Below are 18,497 nucleotides of genomic sequence, written 5' to 3'. Positions count from 1 at the left end.
AGCGCATCATGGACCTCACGATTCTCTGGTTCTGGATCATCGCCGCACTGTTCGTCGGCTACTTCGTCCTCGACGGATTCGACTTCGGCGTCGGCATGACCATCCCCTTCCTCGGGAAGGACGAGACCGACCGCCGGATGCTCATCAACACCATCGGGCCGGTCTGGGACCTCAACGAGACCTGGCTCATCGTCGCCGGTGCGAGCCTCTTCGCCGCCTTCCCCGAGTGGTACGCGACCCTGTTCAGCGGCTTCTACCTCCCGCTGCTGTTCATCCTGCTCGCGCTCATCATCAGAGGGGTGTCGTTCGAGTACCGGCACCAGCGGCCGGAAGCCTCATGGAAACGGCGCTTCGACCTCATGATCATCGTCGGCTCGGCCCTGCCGGCCTTCCTCTGGGGCGTCGCCTTCGCGAACATCGTCCAGGGCGTCCCGCTCGATGCCGACCACAACTTCACGGGCACGCTCTTCACCCTGCTCAACCCGTACGGCATCCTCGGTGGTCTCACGACGCTCGTGCTCTTCTTCGCCCACGGAGCCGTGTTCGCCTCGCTGAAGACCGAGGGCGACATCCGCGAGCGCGCCCGCCGCCTCGCGAGCCGTGCCGGGCTCGTCGCGATCCTCCTCGCGGCGTCGTTCCTCGGCTGGACCGTCCTCGCGCACTTCTCGCTCCCGGTGCTGATCCTCGCCGCCATCGCCGCGGTCTCGCTCATCAGCGCCTGGTTCGCGAACAGCCGAGGGCTGGAGGGCCGTGCGTTCGCGCTCATGGCCGTGACCGTCGCGGCGGCCGTGCTCACCCTGTTCACCGCGCTCTTCCCAGCGGTGATGCCGGCGAGCAACGACCCGGCGAACAGCCTGACGATCGCGAACGCCTCCTCGACCGAGTACACCCTCACGGTGATGTCGTGGACCGCCCTGATCTTCCTGCCGCTGATCCTCGCCTACCAGGGATGGACGTACTGGGTGTTCCGCAAGCGCATCACGCGGAAGCACATCGAAGCCGCCGCGCACTAACCTGTCATCGTGCGCCCCCTCGATCCGCGACTGCTCCGCTATGCCCGCGGAGCCCGGTCGGTCCTCGGACTCGGCGCGGTCATCGCGCTCGTCCAGACCGCCTGCACGCTCGGGTTCGCCTGGTTCGTCGCCCAGCTCGTGTCCCGGTCGATCGCGGGGGATCCGGTCGAGGAGCTCCTGCCGTCGCTCTGGCTGCTGATCGGCATCGTGGTGCTGCGTGCCGGGACCGTCCTGGCATCCGACTCGGTGAACGCCCGTGGCTCCGCGATCGTCCGCAGTCAGTTGCGGCGGGCACTCGCGGGCGCGTTCGAGGCGCTCGGGCCGGGTTGGGTCTCGCGTCGGAACTCCGCCGCTCTGACGACCGTGGCGGGCCGCGGGCTCGACGCCCTGGACGCGTACTTCGGTCGCTATGTCCCGCAGCTCATCCTCACGGCGATCGCCATGCCGATCATCGCGGCGGTGATCTTCATCCAGGACCCGCTCAGCGGCATCACGGTGATCGTGACGCTCCCGCTCATCCCCGTCTTCATGATCCTCATCGGATTCGCGACCCAGGCGGTGCAGCGGCGCCAGTGGGAGACCCTGGCCCACCTGTCGCGCGGGTTCCTGGAGCTCGTCGCGGGCATGGCGACCCTCAAGCTGTTCGGGCGGCAGCACCGGCAGGTGCAGCGGATCCGGACCGTCACCGAGGAGTACCGCGTCGAGACCATGAAGGTCCTGCGGTTCTCGTTCGTGAGCGGCTTCGCCCTCGAGCTGCTGTCGAGTCTCGCGGTCGCCGTGGTAGCGGTCGGCATCGGCCTGCGGCTCCTCGACGGCTCGCTCCTCCTCGGAACCGGGCTCTTCGTGCTGATCCTGGCCCCGGAGGCCTTCCTGCCACTGCGGAACGTCGGTGCGAACTACCACGCGGCCGCGGAGGGCGTCACCGCCGCCGACGAGGTCTTCGAGATCCTCGACGAAGCGAAGGCCGTGCGCGAATCGCCGTCGGCTCCTGATCAGATCGGCGATTCTGCAACGGTCGGCGACTCCGCTCGCCCGACGTCTGGCCTGGTACTCGACGGTCTCGGCGTGCAGTACGACGAGCTGCGGGTGCTGGACGGCCTCGACGCGACGTTCCCGGCCGGCGTGTTGACGGCTGTCGTCGGCGCCAGCGGAGCCGGGAAGACGAGCATGGCGTCGGCGATCCTCGGATTCGTGGACGCCACCGGATCGATCCTGCACGACGGCGGACGCGTGCCGCCCACGCCCGGCGGACGACGCTGGCTGTCGTGGGCGCCGCAGCGTCCGGTCCTCATCGCCGGGACGGTCGGGAGCAACGTCGCGCTGGGCGACGGCGCCCCTGACGAGGCGCTCATCGTCGAGGCGTTGTCGGCACTCGGGCTGTCCGCGCTGCCGCTCGGACACCCCATCGGCGCGGTCGGCGACGGCGTGAGCGGTGGGCAGGCGCAACGGATCGCGATCGCGAGGGCCCTCTACCGGCTGCGGCGCACCCCGGCGGATGCCGGAACGCCGGTGCTGCTGCTCGACGAACCGAGTTCGGCGCTCGACGCCGCGTCCGAGGCGCTCGTCATCGAGGCCGCGCGCGACGCCGCTCGGGGCGGGGCGGCCGTGATCGTCATCACCCACCGACCGTCGATCGTCGAACACGCGGATGCCGTGCTCGAGATCCGCGTGCGGTCGGAACGCGTCCAGGACGACGAGGTGATGCTCCATGGATGAGCGCGTCCGACAGATCATCCGACTGGCGCAGCCACCGGCTCGCCGCTTCGTCCCTGGACTCCTGGCCGGCATCCTCTCCGCGGGGGCCGCCGTAGCCCTCCTCGCTTCGAGCGCGTTCCTCATCACGAAGGCCGCCGAGCAGCCCTCGATCGTCGAGCTGGGTGTCGCCGTCGTCGGGGTGCGCGCGTTCGCGCTGGCCCGGGCGTCCTTCCGGTACCTCGAACGCCTGCTGAGCCACGATGCCGCATTCCGTCAGTTGGCGCAGCTGCGCGCCGGCATCATCGAACGCGTCATCCCGGTGGCTCCCGACGGACTGCAGCTCACCGGGCGGGGCGACCTCCTCACCCGCCTGGTGACCGATGTGGACGAGCTGCAGAACGTGCCGTTGCGGGTCGTCCAACCACTGGTGGTGTCGGGTGTCGTCGCCGGAGCCTCCGTCATCCTCACGACCGCGCTGCTCCCGGCCGCCGGGATCGCGCTCGCGGTCTGCCTCGTCGCGGCATTCCTCGTCTCGTGGTTGCTCGTGAGTCGGGTGGCGGCGCGCGCCGAACGCGAACTCGCGCCGCTGCGCGGTGCGCTGTCGGAAGCCCTGCTCGAGCTCGTGACCGGTCTCGACGTGCTGACCGCCTACGGCGCGGTCGATGCCGCGCGGGCACGGATCGAACATGCCGACGCGGCACTCACGCGCGCGATGGTGCGGCGGGCCGCGGGCGCCGGGGTGGCCGGCGCCGTCCTCTCCCTGGCTTCCGGGGCGTCCGTCGTCGCGGCGCTCTGGGCAGGCATGCCTGCACTGGGAACGATCGGCGGCCCGGCGCTCACCGTGATCGTCCTCGTCCCGCTCGCCGTGTTCGAGGTCTGCGCGATGGTGCCGCTCGCGTTCGGGGCCTGGCGGGAAGCGGTCGCGAGTGCCGAGCGCGTGGCGGACGCGGTCCCGAGCGAGCGCCCACGCGAGATCCCGGACGAGGACTCCGGCAGCATCCTCACGCCGACCTTCGACGGCGTCATGCTCGAGGCGGAGAACCTCAGCGCACGGTGGCCCGGGAGTACGGCGGCGGCGCTCGCACCGATCAGCTTCCGACTGTCGGCCGGCGACCGACTGCTCGTCGAAGGCGACAGCGGAGCCGGGAAGACCACGCTGGCGCACACCCTCGTCCGCTTCCTCGAGTACGAGGGTGGGTACCGCGTCGGCGGTGTCGAGGCACGCGACCTCCGTCCGGACACGCTGCGCGAGTCGATCGGGCTCGTCGAGCAGCGTCCGTTCCTCTTCGACGCAGACATCCGCCAGAACCTCCTCTTCGCGAGGGACACGGCCGACGACGCGGAGCTCGAGGCCGTGCTGGAGCGCGTCGGGCTCTCGTCCTGGCTCGCCGAGCGCGGCGGACTCGACCGCCCGGTGGGGGAGCACGGCGCGCTCGTCTCCGGGGGGCAGGCGCAGCGCATCGCCCTCGCCCGTGCGCTCCTCCGCGAGTTCCCCGTGCTCGTGCTCGACGAGCCGACGGCCAACGTCGATCCCGAGCGCGCGACCGCCCTCCTCGAGGACCTGCTCGGTGTCGCGGGATCCGAGGGTCGTGCGGTCATCGTGATCTCGCACACGCCGGTTCCCGACGACCTCGTGACCGGTCGCCTCCGGATCGTCGCGCCGCCGATCGCGGCCGTCGGCTGATGCGATCCACCGGAGCACGCCGGCAGGTCGTCCTCCCGGCCTGGTCCGAGCCGGAGGACGTCTACCGACGCGTGTTCGCTGACGAGCCCTGTGCGGCCTGGTTGGATTCTGGCCAGGGCGCCCGGACCGGCGTCAGTCTCATCGGACGCGGGACCGAACGCCTCGTCGCGGACGTCCGGCTCGGCACGGTGGAGCGCGTCAGCCAGGTGTCCGCCTCGGTCGACCGGACGACGATCCTCGACGCCCTCCGTACCGTGCGTGCGGACGCCGACCCGGGCGATTGGGTCGGGTGGTTCGGCTACGAGTCGGGGGCAGGGCTCGTCGGGGTTCCTGCACACGCGGCCGCCACCCCGGACGCGCTCTTCCTGCGCCTCGACGATCAGGTGCGGTTCGACCATGCGGCGCGGACGGTGACGATCTCGTCGGACGATCCCGACTGGATCGCGACGACCGTCGAGCGGCTCAGCACGGCGGCCGAGCCTCCTCCCGTGGCCGAGGCTGCCGGCGGGGTCTGCGCGCCCCGCCACAGCGACGCCGCATACGTGCGGCTCGTCGAGCGGTGCCAGGAACACATCACCCGTGGTGACGCCTACCAGTTGTGCTTGACGAACCTCCTGCGCGTCGACGGCGTCCACGACCCGCTCGCGACCTATCTGCGGCTGCGCAGGACGAGCCCCACGCACCACGGCGGCTTCCTCCGGTTCGGTTCGATCAGTCTCGCGAGCGCGTCGCCGGAGCAGTTCCTCGAGGTCTCGGCCGACGGCCGCGTCCGGACGAAGCCGATCAAGGGAACCCGGCCGAGAGGCGACGATCCCGAGGAGGACGCCCGTCAGCGCGCCGATCTGCTCGCGAGTCCCAAGGAGCGCGCTGAGAACCTCATGATCGTCGATCTGATGCGGAACGACCTCTCCAGAGTCTGCGAGCTGGGTTCCGTGTGGGTGACGGCGCTCCACCACGTCGAGAGCTACCCGCAGGTGCACCAACTCGTCAGCACCGTCGAAGGACGGTTGCGCACAGGACTGGACGCGCTCGACGTCGTCGAGGTCGCGTTCCCGGCCGGATCGATGACCGGGGCCCCGAAACGCCGGGCGATGGAGCTGCTGTACGACCTCGAAGCGGGGCCGCGCGGGGTGTACGCCGGTGCCTTCGGCCTGCTGTCCGCGGACGGATCGATGGACCTCGCCATGGTCATCCGCTCGATCGTGATCGATCCGCAGGGTGCGTCGATCGGCACGGGTGGTGGGATCACGGCGCTGTCCGACGCCCGGGAGGAGCTCGAGGAGACGTGGACCAAGGCGGCGGCCCCGCTGGCCGCACTCGGCGTCGGACGTCCGCCTGCCGAATCCCGGTAGGCTTGACCGTTGGACGGAGCGCCGTCGTGCGCTCCAGCCCGTCCATCCTGCGGCCGAGCGCCGTGCGAGCAACCCACGGGATTCCACCCCCAGCACCTGCAGTGATTGAGAGTGACGTGTCAGACGAGCGCAACACCGACGACCGCCGAGACGGCGAGCGGTACGACTTCCAGGCGATCCAGGAGAAGTGGCTTCCCGTCTGGGACGAGCTGAAGCCCTTCGCAGCAGGAGATCCTGCCGACAAACGTCCGCGCAAGTACGTGCTCGACATGTTCCCGTATCCCTCGGGCGACCTGCACATGGGTCACGCCGAGGCGTTCGGTTTCGGCGACATCGTCGCGCGGTACTGGCGTCACCAGGGCTTCAACGTCCTGCACCCGATCGGCTGGGACTCGTTCGGTCTCCCCGCCGAGAACGCGGCCATCCAGCGCGGTGTCGACCCACGCGAGTGGACCTACGCGAACATCGCGCAGCAGAAGGCCAGCTTCCGTCAGTACGGCCCCTCGTTCGACTGGGACCGCGAGCTCCACACGAGCGACCCCGAGTACTACCGGTGGAACCAGTGGCTGTTCCTCCAGCTGTTCGAGAAGGGCCTCGCGTACCGCAAGGCGAGCCCCGTCAACTGGTGCCCGAACGACCAGACCGTGCTCGCGAACGAGCAGGTCGTCGACGGACACTGCGAGCGCTGCGGCGCCGAGGTGACGAAGAAGAAGCTCACCCAGTGGTACTTCCGCATCACCGACTACGCGGACCGCCTGATCGACGACCTCAACCAGCTCGAGGGCACCTGGCCGGCCAAGGTCCTCAGCATGCAGCGGAACTGGATCGGTCGATCCAACGGTGCGGACGTCTCGTTCTCGATCGAGGGTCGTTCAGAGCCGGTCTCCGTGTACACGACCCGCCCCGACACACTGTACGGCGTGACGTTCATGGTCGTGGCGCCCGACTCCGAGCTCGCAGCCGAGCTCGTCGCCGACACCTCCGACGAGGTCAAGGGGCGCTTCCAGGCCTACCTCGACAGCGTCAAGGGCGAGAGCGAGATCGCGCGGCTCGCGACCGACCGCCAGAAGACCGGCGTGTTCCTCGAGCGCTACGCGATCAACCCGCTGAGTGGCGAGCGCCTGCCGATCTGGGCGGCCGACTACGTCCTGGCCGACTACGGTCACGGGGCGATCATGGCGGTTCCCGCGCACGACCAGCGCGACCTCGACTTCGCGCGGGCGTTCGACCTGCCCGTGCGTGTCGTGGTGGACACCACCCAGCCCGTCACCGGTGCCATCCCGATCATCGTCGACGGTGAGCTGCCGGAGGACCTCCCGTCGATCGATCCCGCCAAGACGGGTGTCGCGCTGACGGGCGACGGTCGCCTGACGAACTCCGGCCCCTTCGACGGCCTGAGCAAGGCGAACGCGATCCCGAAGGTCACGGCTGCGCTCGCGTCGAGCGGTCTCGGCGCGAAGACGAAGAACTACCGCCTCCGCGACTGGCTCATCTCGCGACAGCGCTACTGGGGCACGCCGATCCCGATCATCCACTGCGACGCCTGTGGCGAGGTGCCGGTCCCCGAGGACCAGCTCCCCGTGCGGCTGCCGGACGCCGCGGGTCTCGACCTGCGTCCGAAGGGCATGAGCCCGCTCGCGGCGGCAGAGGACTGGATCAACGTGGACTGCCCGTCGTGCGGGAAGCCTGCGAAGCGCGACTCCGACACCATGGACACCTTCGTCGACAGCTCGTGGTACTTCCTCCGGTTCCTGAACCCGACCTCCGACGAGATCGCGTTCGACCCGAAGGAGGCCGACAAGTGGGCCCCGGTCGACCAGTACGTCGGTGGTGTCGAGCACGCGATCCTGCACCTGCTCTACTCGCGGTTCATCACGAAGGTCCTGTTCGACCTCGGCAAGGTCGGCTTCACCGAGCCCTTCAGCGCGCTCCTCAACCAGGGCATGGTCATCCTCGACGGTTCGAAGATGAGCAAGAGCAAGGGCAACCTGGTGGAGTTCGCCCAGGAGCTGCGGTCGTACGGCGCCGACGCCCTGCGCGTCACGATGGCGTTCGCCGGTCCTCCGGAGGACGACATCGACTGGGCGGACGTCTCGCCGGCCGGTTCGGCCAAGTTCCTGGCACGCGCCTGGCGGGTCGCGCACGACGTCACCAGCTCACCCGACGTCGCCTGGAAGGACGGCGACGAGAAGCTGCGGAAGGTCACGCACCACTTCCTCGCGGAGGCTCCAGGGCTCATCGAGGCGGGCAAGTTCAACGTCGTCGTGGCACGGCTCATGGAGCTCGTCAACGCGACGCGGAAGGCGATCGACGCCGGGCCCGGCGCGGGCGACCCAGCCGTGCGAGAGTCCGCCGAGGTCACGGCCATGGCGCTCGACCTCTTCGCGCCCTTCACCGCCGAGGACATGTGGGCCAAGCTCGGCTACCAGCCGTCCGTCTCGCTGGTGCCGTGGCGGAAGGCCGACCGGTCGCTGTTGGTCGAGGACCAGGTGACCGCGGTGGTCCAGGTCGACGGCAAGGTCCGCGAACGGCTCGAGGTGTCGCCGAAGATCTCCGGCGAGGAGCTCGAGCAGCTCGCACGCGCGAGTGCGGCAGTGCAGCGTTCCGTGGGCGACCGCGAGATCGTCAACGTCGTGGTGCGTGCGCCGCGCGTGGTGAGCATCGCCACGAAGGGTTGATGCGGTTCGGGGCGGGCCCTGTGGCCCGTCCCGAACACGCTCGGAGCGCTGGGCGCCACCCTCGAGTCCGATCCGCTTGTCCCATCCGGCGGCAGTCTGCCCTGCTTCCTCGGTAGCATGACCGGGTGATCGCTCCCGCCCCAGCCGTACGAACGCTCCGCGTGTTCCAGATCCTGTGGGTGGTCGGCTTCCTCGTCGGGACGACGACGCACACCGCGGATCTGATCCTCGGCGGGTTGGACGTCTACGGCGGCTTCCCTCCCGGCGTCCGGCTGTTCTGGGTGACACTCACGGTCTTGGACCCCATCACCGCGGTGCTGATCATCCTTCGACGGCGCTCCGGCATCGTGCTCGGTATCGCGGTGATCGTCGCCGACATCGCCGTGAACTGGACCGTCTTCGTGCTGCTCGGCGGACTCTCGTGGTTCGGCGTCATCAATCAGAGCCTGTTCGCGGTGCTCATCGTCGTGACCGCTCGCCCGCTGTGGATCTGGTTCGGGCAGTCTTCGACGCGAGAGCGGGCTGAGCCAGCCAGAGTGGCCTGACCCCCCGGTCGGAAGACGACCAGTCAACACCGAGGCGCTCGGTGAGCTGACTGCATTCTGCATCCCAGGCGAACGCGCTCCACAGGGGTCGTCGCGGTGCGGTCGGTGCCCATGGCGACGGCGAGCGTGTGGTGCGGGGCGTCCGGGCTCGTAGCGTTCGAGGATGACCATCGAACCGGAACCCACGTCCCACCCGGTGCCGTCCAGGCGTTCGTCCACGCGCCGTTTGCTCGGTGAGCTACCGCGCCCGGAGTTCCGCGCCGGGGCGGTCGTCGTGCTGGTGATCGCGGCGCTCGTGGTCGCCATCCTCGTCTCGCTGTTCACCTCAGGCGGGGCGGTCAGGACGATCGGTGGGGTGGAGCTGTCGGCTGACGCGAGCGCCGTGCCCGCCGTCACACCGGGATCGACCGCGCCCGCCGGCTCGGCGGCCGGGGAACTGTTCATCCATGTACTCGGAGCGGTCGCGGCCCCTGGTGTCTATCGGCTGCCGGACGGATCACGTGCGTTCGATGCGGTGGCGTCCGCCGGCGGCCTCCTACCGGAAGCGGACACCAGTGCCGTGAACCTCGCACGGTTCGTGAACGATGGCGAGCAGCTCTATGTCCCCGTGGTCGGCGAGGTGCCACCTGGCGGAGGCGCGAGCGGGTCGGCTGCCGGGAGTCCGTCCGGCTCGCAGCTCGTCAACGTGAACACGGCATCCGCGGCCGAACTCACCGCACTCCCGCGGATCGGGGAGGCCCTCGCTGCACGCATCGTCGACTGGCGGGAGGCGAATGGACCGTTCGCCACCCTCGACGACCTGAGCGCCGTCGAAGGCATCGGCGCGAAGACCCTCGAGGGGCTTCGCGCGGCGGCGACGGTGTGACCGTGGACGCGGACACCGGACCGACATCCGGGCGAGGTGGGAGCGCGACGCGGTTCCCACGCCTGCTGATCTCGGCGGCGGTCACCTGGGTCGGTGCGGCCGTCTGCAGCGCGGCTCCGACGCTGGCCTGGGGTGCGGTACTGGTCGCGTTCGTCGTCGCCTTCGCCTGCCTCGGGTGCAGCACGGTCGTCCGGCGTCGCCGTGCGGAGCATCGCCCCGGGGAGCGTCGGACAGGGGCTGTCATCATCACGACACTCTTGCTCTGCGCCTGCGCCGCGGCGCTGTTCGGCATGGTCGCCGCGTCGATCGCCGCACGCGCGCCTGACCGGCAGCCGGAGGCGCTGCTAGCGCTCGGGAGCACGCCCGTGGATGCCGAGGTCGTGGTGACCGGTGACGCGGTTCCTACCGGGTCGGTCACGGCTGCACCCACGGTTCGGTTCGCAGCCGACCTGGTGACGGTCTCGGACGACAGGGGAGTCCTGGAGGGACTCTCGGTCCCGGTCCTCGTCTTCGCGCCGGTGCCGGCGGATCGGGCGCCGAGGATCGGTGAGCGCTGGCGCGTCGACGGCCCCCTCCGATGGAATGCACCGGGTGATGCGCGGGCAGCGCTGCTCTTCGCGCGGGAGGAACCCGAGCTGCTGGGGGAGCCGCCGGCGATCCTCGACTGGTCGGCGTCGCTCCGTTCCGGCCTCGTCGGGCTCGCGTCCACCTTGCCCGGCCCGGGCGGGGAACTACTGCCCGGCCTTGCGATCGGCGATGTGAGCCAGGTGAGCGACGCGGTCACGGAGTCGATGCAGCGCAGTTCACTCTCACATCTGACGGCCGTGTCGGGCGCGAACTGTGCGGTCATCGTGTGGCTGGTCAGCGCAGCGGTCGCAGCGGTCGGCGGTGGGCGGAAGCTCAGGATCTCGTGCGCCCTGTTGTGCCTCATCGCCTTCGTCGTCCTCGTGACGCCCCAACCGAGCGTGCAACGGGCGGCACTCATGGCCTCCTTCGTGCTGGTGCTGGGCGGCTTCGGGCGGCCGATCAGGGGCCTCGCCGCGCTGTCGTTGGCAGTGGTCGTCCTCCTCGTCGCCGACCCTTGGCTGGCCGGGCAGTACGGCTTCGGGCTCTCGGTGCTCGCCACCAGCGGTCTGCTGCTCCTGAGCGGACCCCTGACGGACCTGCTCGGTAGGTGGCTGCCGCGGGGGATCGCGGCTCTCATCGCGATCCCGGCGGCCGCCCAGCTCGCCTGCCAGCCGATGCTCGTCCTCCTCGACCCAGCGATCCAGCTCGGCGGTGTCCCCGCGAACCTGCTCGCGGGTCCGGCCGCCGCGCCCGCGACCATGCTCGGGCTGCTCGCCTGCCTGCTGGTCCCGTTCGCACCACCACTCGCATTGCTCGTCGCGTGGCTCGGGTGGGTGCCCGCGACCTGGATCGCCGCGGTGGCCCGGTGGTTCGAGGGTGTCCCTGCTGCGCGGGTGCCGTGGCCGGAGGGGCCGCTGGGCGTCGTGCTCGTCACCGTGCCGACGGCCCTGATCGCCACGCTCCTGCTGTTCCGTCGGGGTCTGCCTCCGCGGTGGTCGAGGACGATCGGGGTGGCGGTGGTCGTGTCGCTCGTGGCACTGTGCGGTCGGGCGGTCGGGGACGGACTCGGCCCGGCCCTGCACCGGCCGGGCGACTGGATCGTCGCCGCCTGCGACGTCGGTCAGGGCGACGCGGTCCTCCTGCGACAGGGCACCGCCACCGCGCTCGTCGACGTCGGGCCCGACCCAGAACCGCTCCGCGCGTGTTTGGACGAGCTCGGGGTCTCTCGCATCGAGCTGCTCGTCCTCACCCACTACGACCTCGACCACGTCGGAGGCCTCGACGCGGTCGTCGGGAGGGTCGACGAGGTGCTGCTCGGGCCGGTGGACGACCCGGAGGACGAGCGCATCGCCCGAGTGCTCCGAGCGGCCGGTGCCGAGGTGCGACAGGCCGGCGCCGGAGACCAGGGGGTGCTGGGGGATCCGGAGAGCGCGGCGCCATGGCGCGTCCTGTGGCCGGACCCCGCGGCAGGCGGCGTCGAACCGGGGAACGACGCGAGCGTGGTGGTCCGGTTCGACCTGCTCGCCACATCGGTGCTGCTGCTCGGCGACCTCGGTGAGGAGGCACAGGACCGACTGCTCGGACGGCACGCACTCGGGGATGCTGTCGACATCGTCAAGGTGTCGCATCACGGTTCGGCCGATCAGAGCGACCGCCTGGCGCGCCGGGTGGGCGCGACGGTGGCGCTCGTCTCCGTCGGGGCCGACAACGGCTACGGGCATCCGACACGCTCAGCGCTCGAGCTCTACGAGGCCACCGGGGCCGAGGTCCTCCGCACGGACGAGTCGGGGACCATCGTCCTCGGCCCAGGCGACGGCGGCGGGTTCCGCGTGTGGTCGGAGCGCGGCGGGTGAGCCGCCGACCGCCCCGCCTGGCGTCGGCGGTCGCCGGTAGACTCGGACGGTCGAGAGGAGCCGCTGTGGCTGCACCACGTTCCGCCGGTCGCGGGAAGGCGAAGACGGCGGCCAAGGCCTCGGCGGCGATCCCGCAACTCGGCTGGTCGGAGATCCGCCCGGCGCCGATCGTGTTGGTGTCCGGCACGGAGTCCTTCCTGGCCGACCGGGCGATCCGCCGGCTGCGCGACTTCCTCGTCTCCGAAGACCCCTCGCTCGAGGTCAACGACGTCGCCGCCGACAGCTACGCCCCGGGCGAGCTGCTCACCGTCGCGAGCCCGTCGCTCTTCGGCGAGCCCCGGCTCGTTCGCGTCAGCCAGGTCGAGAAGTGCTCCGACCAGTTCCTCACCGAAGCCATCCGGTATCTCGAAGCACCGCCGGAGGGCGCCTACCTCGTGCTGCGGCACAACGGAGGCGTGCGCGGCAAGAAGTTGCTCGACGCCATCCGCTCAGGCACCGGTGGTGGTGTCGAGATCGTCTGCACCGAACTCAAGCGGGACAGCGACAAGGCCGACTTCGCCGCGGCTGAGTTCAAGACGGCCGGTCGGCGGATCACGCCCCAGGCGCTCCGTGCACTCGTCGGCGCCTTCTCCGACGACCTCGCCGAGCTCGCAGCCGCGTGCAGTCAGCTCATGGCCGACGCGTCCGAGGAGATCACCGAGCAGACGGTCAACAAGTACTACGGCGGTCGTCTCGAGACGAGCGCGTTCGACGTCGCCGACGCCGCGATCGCCGGGCGCCACGGGGAGGCGCTGCTCGCCCTGCGGCAGGCGCTCGACTCGGGTGCCGACCCGGTGCCGATCGTCGCCGCGTTCGCGATGAAGATCCGCACGATGGCCAAGGTGTCGTCGGCACGCGGCGGGTCCGGGCAGATCGCCCAGCAGTTCGGTCTCGCGCCGTGGCAGGTCGACCGCGCCCGTCGGGACCTGTCCGGTTGGACGGACGCCGGCATCGGCCGCGTGGTGCAGATGCTCGCAGAAACCGACGCCGGCGTGAAGGGCGCGAGCCGCGACCCGGTGTTCGCGCTTGAGCGGCTCGTCGGCGTCATCGCGGCACGCGGGGTCGATCTCTCAGAGCGGTAACCCGTCGAGGCGGTAGAACGTCGAGCTGGCCGTGGTGGCGGGCGGCCCTTCGACAAGCTCAGGGACCCGTGTGCGCTCAGGGACCCGTCTGCGCTTAGGGACGGGTGTGCGCTCAGGGACTGCGGTGTGCTCAGAGACGAGCATGCACCGGGGACGCGAAAGGCCCCGCACGTTCCGAGGAACGCCGGGGCCTTGCAGCTGGTGTCGCTTAGAGCGCGTTGACCTGCTTGGCGATGGCCGACTTGCGGTTCGCTGCCTGGTTCTCGTGGATGACGCCCTTGCTCACGGCCTTGTCGAGCTTCTTCGAGGCGAGCTTGAGTGCGGACTCGGCCTGAGCCTTGTCACCGGCGACGACGGCCTCACGGGTTGCGCGGATGGCAGTCTTCAGCTGGCTCTTGACGGCCTTGTTGCGCTCGTTGGCCTTCTTGTTGGTGCCGATGCGCTTGATCTGCGACTTGATGTTTGCCACGTTGGGTCAACTTTCGGTTCGAGGAAATGATGTTCGGTGCCGTCGGACGGAAGAGGGCGTCTTCAAGCGAGTTCTCGTGTGGTCTCAACTCACACGCAAGCCAACAGGCAACATTACCAGTCGGGCAGAGTTCTGGCAATCCAGGGTACCGCAGCGCGGGTGCTCCCCGCCGTGGGACAATGAGGGTTGCCCGATTCCACCCCTGACCCCGAGGAACGCGTGAGCCCCCAAGCAGTGAAGGCCCTCGAGCCGGCATCGACCGACCCGGCGTTCATCCGGAACTTCTGCATCATCGCCCACATCGACCACGGCAAGTCGACCCTCGCGGACCGTATGCTGCAGATCACCGGGGTCGTCTCGGACCGCGACATGCGGGCGCAGTACCTCGACCGCATGGACATCGAGCGCGAGCGCGGTATCACCATCAAGAGCCAGGCCGTGCGCATGCCGTGGTCGCTCAACGGCGAGACCTTCGCGCTCAACATGATCGACACCCCCGGGCACGTCGACTTCACCTACGAGGTCTCGCGGTCGCTCGCCGCGTGCGAGGGCGCGATCCTCCTCGTCGACGCCGCACAGGGTATCGAGGCGCAGACACTCGCGAACCTCTACCTCGCTCTCGAGAACGACCTCGAGATCATCCCGGTGCTCAACAAGATCGACCTCCCGGCGGCCGACCCCGACAAGTACGCGAAGGAGCTCGCGAGCCTCATCGGCGGCGAGCCCGAAGACGTCCTGCGGGTGTCCGGCAAGACCGGCATGGGTGTCGAGGACCTCCTCGACCGCGTCGTCGGACGCATCCCGAACCCCGTTGGCGACCCGGACGCACCCACGCGCGCCATGATCTTCGACTCCGTCTACGACACCTACCGTGGCGTCGTCACCTACGTCCGCATGATCGACGGCCAGCTGAGTCCGCGTGAGCGTATCCAGATGATGTCCACGCGCGCGGTGCACGACCTCCTCGAGATCGGCGTCAGCTCGCCGGAACCGACGCCCACCAAGGGCCTCGGCGTCGGTGAGGTGGGCTACCTCATCACGGGCGTGAAGGACGTCCGGCAGTCGAAGGTCGGCGACACCGTCACGACCGCGGTGAAGCCGGCGACCGACGCCCTCCCGGGCTACACCGACCCGAAGCCGATGGTCTTCTCCGGTCTGTACCCGATCGACGGCAGCGACTACCCGATCCTCCGCGACGCGCTCGACAAGCTGAAGCTCTCCGACGCCTCGCTCAACTACGAGCCGGAGACCTCCGTCGCCCTCGGCTTCGGGTTCCGCGTCGGCTTCCTCGGCCTCCTGCACCTCGAGATCGTGACCGAGCGGTTGCAGCGGGAGTTCGACCTCGACCTCATCGCCACAGCGCCGTCGGTCACCTACGAGGTGAAGACGGAGGACAAGCAGGTCGTCACGGTCACCAACCCGAGCGAGTTCCCCTCCGGCAAGATCCTCGAGGTGTCCGAGCCGATGGTCAAGGTGGGCATCCTCGCCCCCAAGGACTACGTCGGCACCATCATGGAACTCTGCCAGAGCCGTCGAGGAGCGCTGCTCGGCATGGAGTACCTCGGCGAGGACCGCGTCGAGCTGCGGTACACGATGCCGCTCGGTGAGATCGTCTTCGACTTCTTCGACCACCTGAAGAGCCGCACGCAGGGGTACGCTTCGCTCGACTACGAGCCCTCCGGCCAGCAGGCCGCGGATCTCGTGAAGGTCGACATCCTCCTGCAGGGCGACCAGGTCGACGCGTTCAGCGCCATCGTCCACCGCGAGAAGGCGTACGCCTACGGTGTGCTCATGACCGAGCGCCTGAAGAAGCTCATCCCGCGCCAGCAGTTCGAGGTGCCGATCCAGGCCGCCATCGGTGCGCGGATCATCGCCCGCGAGTCGGTCCGTGCCATGCGCAAGGACGTCCTGGCCAAGTGCTACGGCGGCGACATCACCCGCAAGCGCAAGCTCCTCGAGAAGCAGAAGGAGGGCAAGAAGCGGATGAAGATGGTCGGCAAGGTCGAGGTGCCTCAGGAGGCGTTCATCGCAGCGCTCTCCGGGGACGTGGAGACGAAGGACAAGAAGTGAACGCACGACGCAGTTCGTTCGAGGACGAAGCGGTCGACTACGCGGCCGTCGGCGCCACCCAGCGGACCGACCTCATGCAGTACCCGCCGGAGGGCTACGTGCCGTCGGAGGACGAGTTCCGCCTCGGGAGCGGTGATGAGCGGTTCGCCCTCGCGAGCAGCGCCCTCCTCACCTGGGGACTGCACCGCTCGAGCGGCGTGGAGATCTCCGAGGTGCACCCCGGCACGGGCGTGCAGTACGGCGGCATCGCCTTCGCCGAGGACGGTACGCCGCTGGAGCCCATCGAGACGCACGAGGAGCAGCGCTTCGCCGAGGACGGCACGCCGTTCATCACCCCGGGCACGACGGTCGTCTTCGCCGGCGCCGTCGGCGGGGAACCGCTCGTCGGGCCGCATCGCGTCATCTCCGTCACCGAGGAGCCGGGTCACGTGAGCCTGGCCATCGGCACGATGGAGGGCGATCCGGAGAGCGGCGAGCAGTCCTTCACGATCGAGCAGCGCGAGGACGACTCCGTCTGGATCGTCGTGCGCTCGTTCTTCCGCCCGACGAAGGGTGCAGCGAAGCTCGTCGGCTCCAAGCGTCGTCGCAAGACCATGAACGACGCCTACCTCCGCGCACTCCTGCCGTCGCGCGGCGTCTGAGCGACGGACCGTGCCGAGCGCCCTCCCACTCGCCGATCCGGCCCCGTCCGACGGACTCCTCCCGGAGACGGCGGCCGTCGGAGCCCACGAGCGCAACTTCGGGGTCTACCTGCACGTCCCGTTCTGCCGGGTCCGATGCGGCTACTGCGACTTCAACACCTACACGGCGACCGAGCTCCGCGGCGCGAAGCAGTCTGACTACGCCGACGAGGCGGTCGCGGAACTCCGCTTCGGCAAGTCCGTCCTGGCGTCATCGACCGTCCCCGACCGACCGGTCTCGACCGTGTTCTTCGGTGGCGGCACGCCGACCCTCCTGCCTGCTGACGACCTCGTCCGGATGCTCCGTGGCGTGACGGACAACTTCGACCTCGCGCCCGGCGCCGAAGTGACGACCGAGGCGAACCCCGACTCGGTCGACGCCGCCTACCTCCGCACGCTCGCCGAAGCCGGATTCACCCGGGTCTCCTTCGGGATGCAGTCCGCGGTGCCGAGCGTGCTCGCCACCCTCGAGCGCACGCACGATCCGGCTCGGGTGCCGCTCGTCGTGCAGTGGGCTCGCGAGGCCGGCCTCGGCGTCAGCCTGGACCTCATCTACGGGACGCCGGGGGAGACCCTGGCCGACTGGCGCGTCTCACTCGAGACGGCGATCGCCTGCGCACCGGACCATGTATCGGCCTATTCGCTCATCGTCGAACCCGGGACGAAACTGGCGCGCCAGATCCGCTCGGGCGTGGTGGGGACCCCCGACGAAGACCTGCAGGCCGACATGTACGAGCTCGCCGACGACCTCCTCACCGAGGCCGGCTACGGCTGGTACGAGGTCAGCAACTGGGCGACGGACGACACGCACCGCTCCCGGCACAACCTCTCCTACTGGACCGGCGAGGACTGGTGGGGTGTGGGCCCGGGGTCGCACAGCCACGTCGGCGGGGTGCGCTGGTGGAACGTCAAGCATCCAGCGGCGTACGCCCAGCGGATCGCGGCGGGGGAGTCGCCGGCCGCCGGGCGGGAGACCCTGGACGACGAGACCCGTGAACTCGAACGCATCCTGCTGCTCACCCGCACGCGGGACGGCATCCCCATCCGGACGCTCGCCCCCGAGGCTCGCACAGCGGTCGCCGGGCTCATCGCCGAGGAACTGGTCGACGCACGCCAGGCCCTGATCGGACGGCTGGAGCTCACGCGCCGCGGACGGCTCCTCGCCGACGCGGTCGTCCGCCGTCTGGTCGGCGACTGACGCCACCCGAGACGCAGAACAGCCCCGCCCGGCGGACCGGACGGGGCTGTTCTCAGGCGACTCGACGGATCAGGCCTTGATGAACTGGATCGTGAGCGGGTAGCTGTACAGCTCGCCCTTGTTCGCCTTGATCGCGGCGATGATGCTGAACACGATCACGACGACGTAGACGGCGATGATGATGAACAGACCCACGACGACGATCGTCAGGATCGAGCCGACCACGAGCGCGATCAGCATCGTCAGCTGGAAGTTCAGCGCGGTGAGCGTGTGCGCCTTGATGAACGGGCCACGGTCCTTGAGGACCAGGTAGCCGATCAGCGGGGGGATGAATCCGAAGAAGATCCCACCGATGTGGATGAGCGTCGACCAGAGCTTCTCGTCCGACGGGCTCATGGGCTGAGCGGCGGCGTACGGCTGCTGGTACTGCGGGGCGCCTGCGGGCGGCGGCGGGTAGGAGCCGGCAGCGGGCGGCGGCGGCGCGTAGCCACCGGCGGGCGGGGGCGGGTAGGCGCCTGCAGGCGGCTGCTGCGGAGCTGCGGGAGGGGGCGTCGCGCCGTCTCCTGCAGGCGGAACCGACCCGCCCTTCGCTGGGTCGACGGGCGGCTGAGCGTTCGGATCGGACATCTTCGCACCTTTCACGGAGAGTGATATTCAATTGGTCCAGCTGAGCGTATCGCACCAGGTGTCGCTCATCAGGGACCCAC

General features: G+C 69.7%; 14 protein-coding genes. 12 read left to right on the top strand and 2 right to left on the bottom strand.

Going from position 1 to position 18,497, the window contains the following annotated elements; translation table 11 throughout:
- The first annotated feature begins 8 nt into the window (after window positions 1-8).
- The 9 genes from cydB (at window position 9) to holA (ending at window position 13,373) form a co-directional block, all read left to right on the top strand.
- Window positions 9-1,013 carry a cytochrome d ubiquinol oxidase subunit II gene (cydB, locus tag BIU99_RS08670; protein WP_064295578.1) on the top strand — a complete coding sequence of 335 codons (1,005 nt, stop codon included), beginning with the start codon at window positions 9-11 and terminating at the stop codon, window positions 1,011-1,013.
- Window positions 1,014-1,022: 9 nt separating this feature from the next.
- Window positions 1,023-2,729, top strand: coding sequence for a thiol reductant ABC exporter subunit CydD (cydD, locus tag BIU99_RS08665; protein WP_071260820.1), 1,707 nt, complete (start codon window positions 1,023-1,025; stop codon window positions 2,727-2,729).
- Complete coding sequence (gene cydC, locus BIU99_RS08660) at window positions 2,722-4,392, top strand: thiol reductant ABC exporter subunit CydC (RefSeq protein WP_064295576.1); 1,671 nt, start codon at window positions 2,722-2,724, stop codon at window positions 4,390-4,392. Before cydD ends, cydC begins: the two co-directional genes overlap by 8 nt.
- A complete protein-coding gene (locus BIU99_RS08655) occupies window positions 4,392-5,744 on the top strand; it encodes an anthranilate synthase component I family protein (RefSeq protein ID WP_071260818.1) in 1,353 nt (450 codons plus the stop codon). The genes cydC and BIU99_RS08655 overlap by 1 nt, the downstream gene beginning before the upstream one ends.
- A gap of 116 nt (window positions 5,745-5,860) precedes the next feature.
- Entirely contained in the window at window positions 5,861-8,422 is a 2,562-nt protein-coding gene (gene leuS, locus BIU99_RS08650) for a leucine--tRNA ligase (RefSeq protein WP_071260817.1), read from the top strand.
- Window positions 8,423-8,547: 125 nt separating this feature from the next.
- Window positions 8,548-8,967, top strand: a complete 420-nt coding sequence (locus BIU99_RS08645; protein ID WP_139205388.1) for a hypothetical protein — start codon at window positions 8,548-8,550, stop codon at window positions 8,965-8,967.
- 163 nt (window positions 8,968-9,130) lie between these two features.
- Window positions 9,131-9,832 (top strand): helix-hairpin-helix domain-containing protein, encoded by a 702-nt coding sequence (locus tag BIU99_RS08640; RefSeq protein WP_083397264.1) that lies wholly within the window; start codon window positions 9,131-9,133, stop codon window positions 9,830-9,832.
- Window positions 9,833-9,834: 2 nt separating this feature from the next.
- On the top strand, window positions 9,835-12,252 hold the full coding sequence (locus BIU99_RS08635; protein WP_071261199.1) for a ComEC/Rec2 family competence protein: 2,418 nt from the start codon (window positions 9,835-9,837) through the stop codon (window positions 12,250-12,252).
- A gap of 65 nt (window positions 12,253-12,317) precedes the next feature.
- Complete coding sequence (gene holA / locus BIU99_RS08630) at window positions 12,318-13,373, top strand: DNA polymerase III subunit delta (RefSeq protein ID WP_071260815.1); 1,056 nt, start codon at window positions 12,318-12,320, stop codon at window positions 13,371-13,373.
- Window positions 13,374-13,581: 208 nt separating this feature from the next.
- Here the strand turns inward: holA and rpsT are convergent, their stop codons facing one another.
- Window positions 13,582-13,842 (bottom strand): 30S ribosomal protein S20, encoded by a 261-nt coding sequence (gene rpsT / locus BIU99_RS08625; protein ID WP_064295571.1) that lies wholly within the window; start codon window positions 13,840-13,842, stop codon window positions 13,582-13,584.
- Window positions 13,843-14,061: 219 nt separating this feature from the next.
- On the opposite strand from rpsT, the gene lepA reads away from it, so the two are divergent.
- Genes lepA through hemW form a run of 3 tightly spaced genes read left to right on the top strand, consistent with a single transcriptional unit; the run spans window position 14,062 to window position 17,790 of the window.
- The gene (lepA, locus tag BIU99_RS08620; RefSeq protein WP_064295570.1) at window positions 14,062-15,912 is read left to right on the top strand and encodes a translation elongation factor 4; all 1,851 of its coding nucleotides are present in this window, start codon (window positions 14,062-14,064) and stop codon (window positions 15,910-15,912) included.
- Window positions 15,909-16,553, top strand: a complete 645-nt coding sequence (locus BIU99_RS08615; protein WP_064295569.1) for a DUF1990 family protein — start codon at window positions 15,909-15,911, stop codon at window positions 16,551-16,553. The genes lepA and BIU99_RS08615 overlap by 4 nt, the downstream gene beginning before the upstream one ends.
- Window positions 16,554-16,563: 10 nt before the next feature.
- Window positions 16,564-17,790, top strand: coding sequence for a radical SAM family heme chaperone HemW (gene hemW / locus BIU99_RS08610; protein ID WP_071260814.1), 1,227 nt, complete (start codon window positions 16,564-16,566; stop codon window positions 17,788-17,790).
- Window positions 17,791-17,859: 69 nt separating this feature from the next.
- Here the strand turns inward: hemW and BIU99_RS20250 are convergent, their stop codons facing one another.
- The gene (locus BIU99_RS20250; RefSeq protein WP_234993956.1) at window positions 17,860-18,417 is read right to left on the bottom strand and encodes a DUF4870 domain-containing protein; all 558 of its coding nucleotides are present in this window, start codon (window positions 18,415-18,417) and stop codon (window positions 17,860-17,862) included.
- Between the last annotated feature and the right edge of the window lie 80 nt (window positions 18,418-18,497).

It is taken from the genome of Plantibacter sp. MMLR14_011, assembly GCF_001865025.1.
GTDB classification, from domain to species: Bacteria; Actinomycetota; Actinomycetes; order Actinomycetales; family Microbacteriaceae; genus Plantibacter; species Plantibacter flavus_A.
This window is presented reverse-complemented; position numbering and strand designations above follow the sequence as displayed.

Excerpts from the sequence above, each read along its gene's own strand:
- cydB (WP_064295578.1), top strand. The coding sequence starts at position 9 with ATGGACCTCACGATTCTCTGGTTCTGGATCATCGCCGCACTGTTCGTC.
- cydC (WP_064295576.1), top strand. The coding sequence starts at position 2,722 with ATGGATGAGCGCGTCCGACAGATCATCCGACTGGCGCAGCCACCGGCT.
- BIU99_RS08655 (WP_071260818.1), top strand. The coding sequence starts at position 4,392 with ATGCGATCCACCGGAGCACGCCGGCAGGTCGTCCTCCCGGCCTGGTCC.
- BIU99_RS08640 (WP_083397264.1), top strand. The coding sequence starts at position 9,131 with ATGACCATCGAACCGGAACCCACGTCCCACCCGGTGCCGTCCAGGCGT.
- BIU99_RS20250 (WP_234993956.1), bottom strand. The coding sequence starts at position 18,417 with ATGTCCGATCCGAACGCTCAGCCGCCCGTCGACCCAGCGAAGGGCGGG.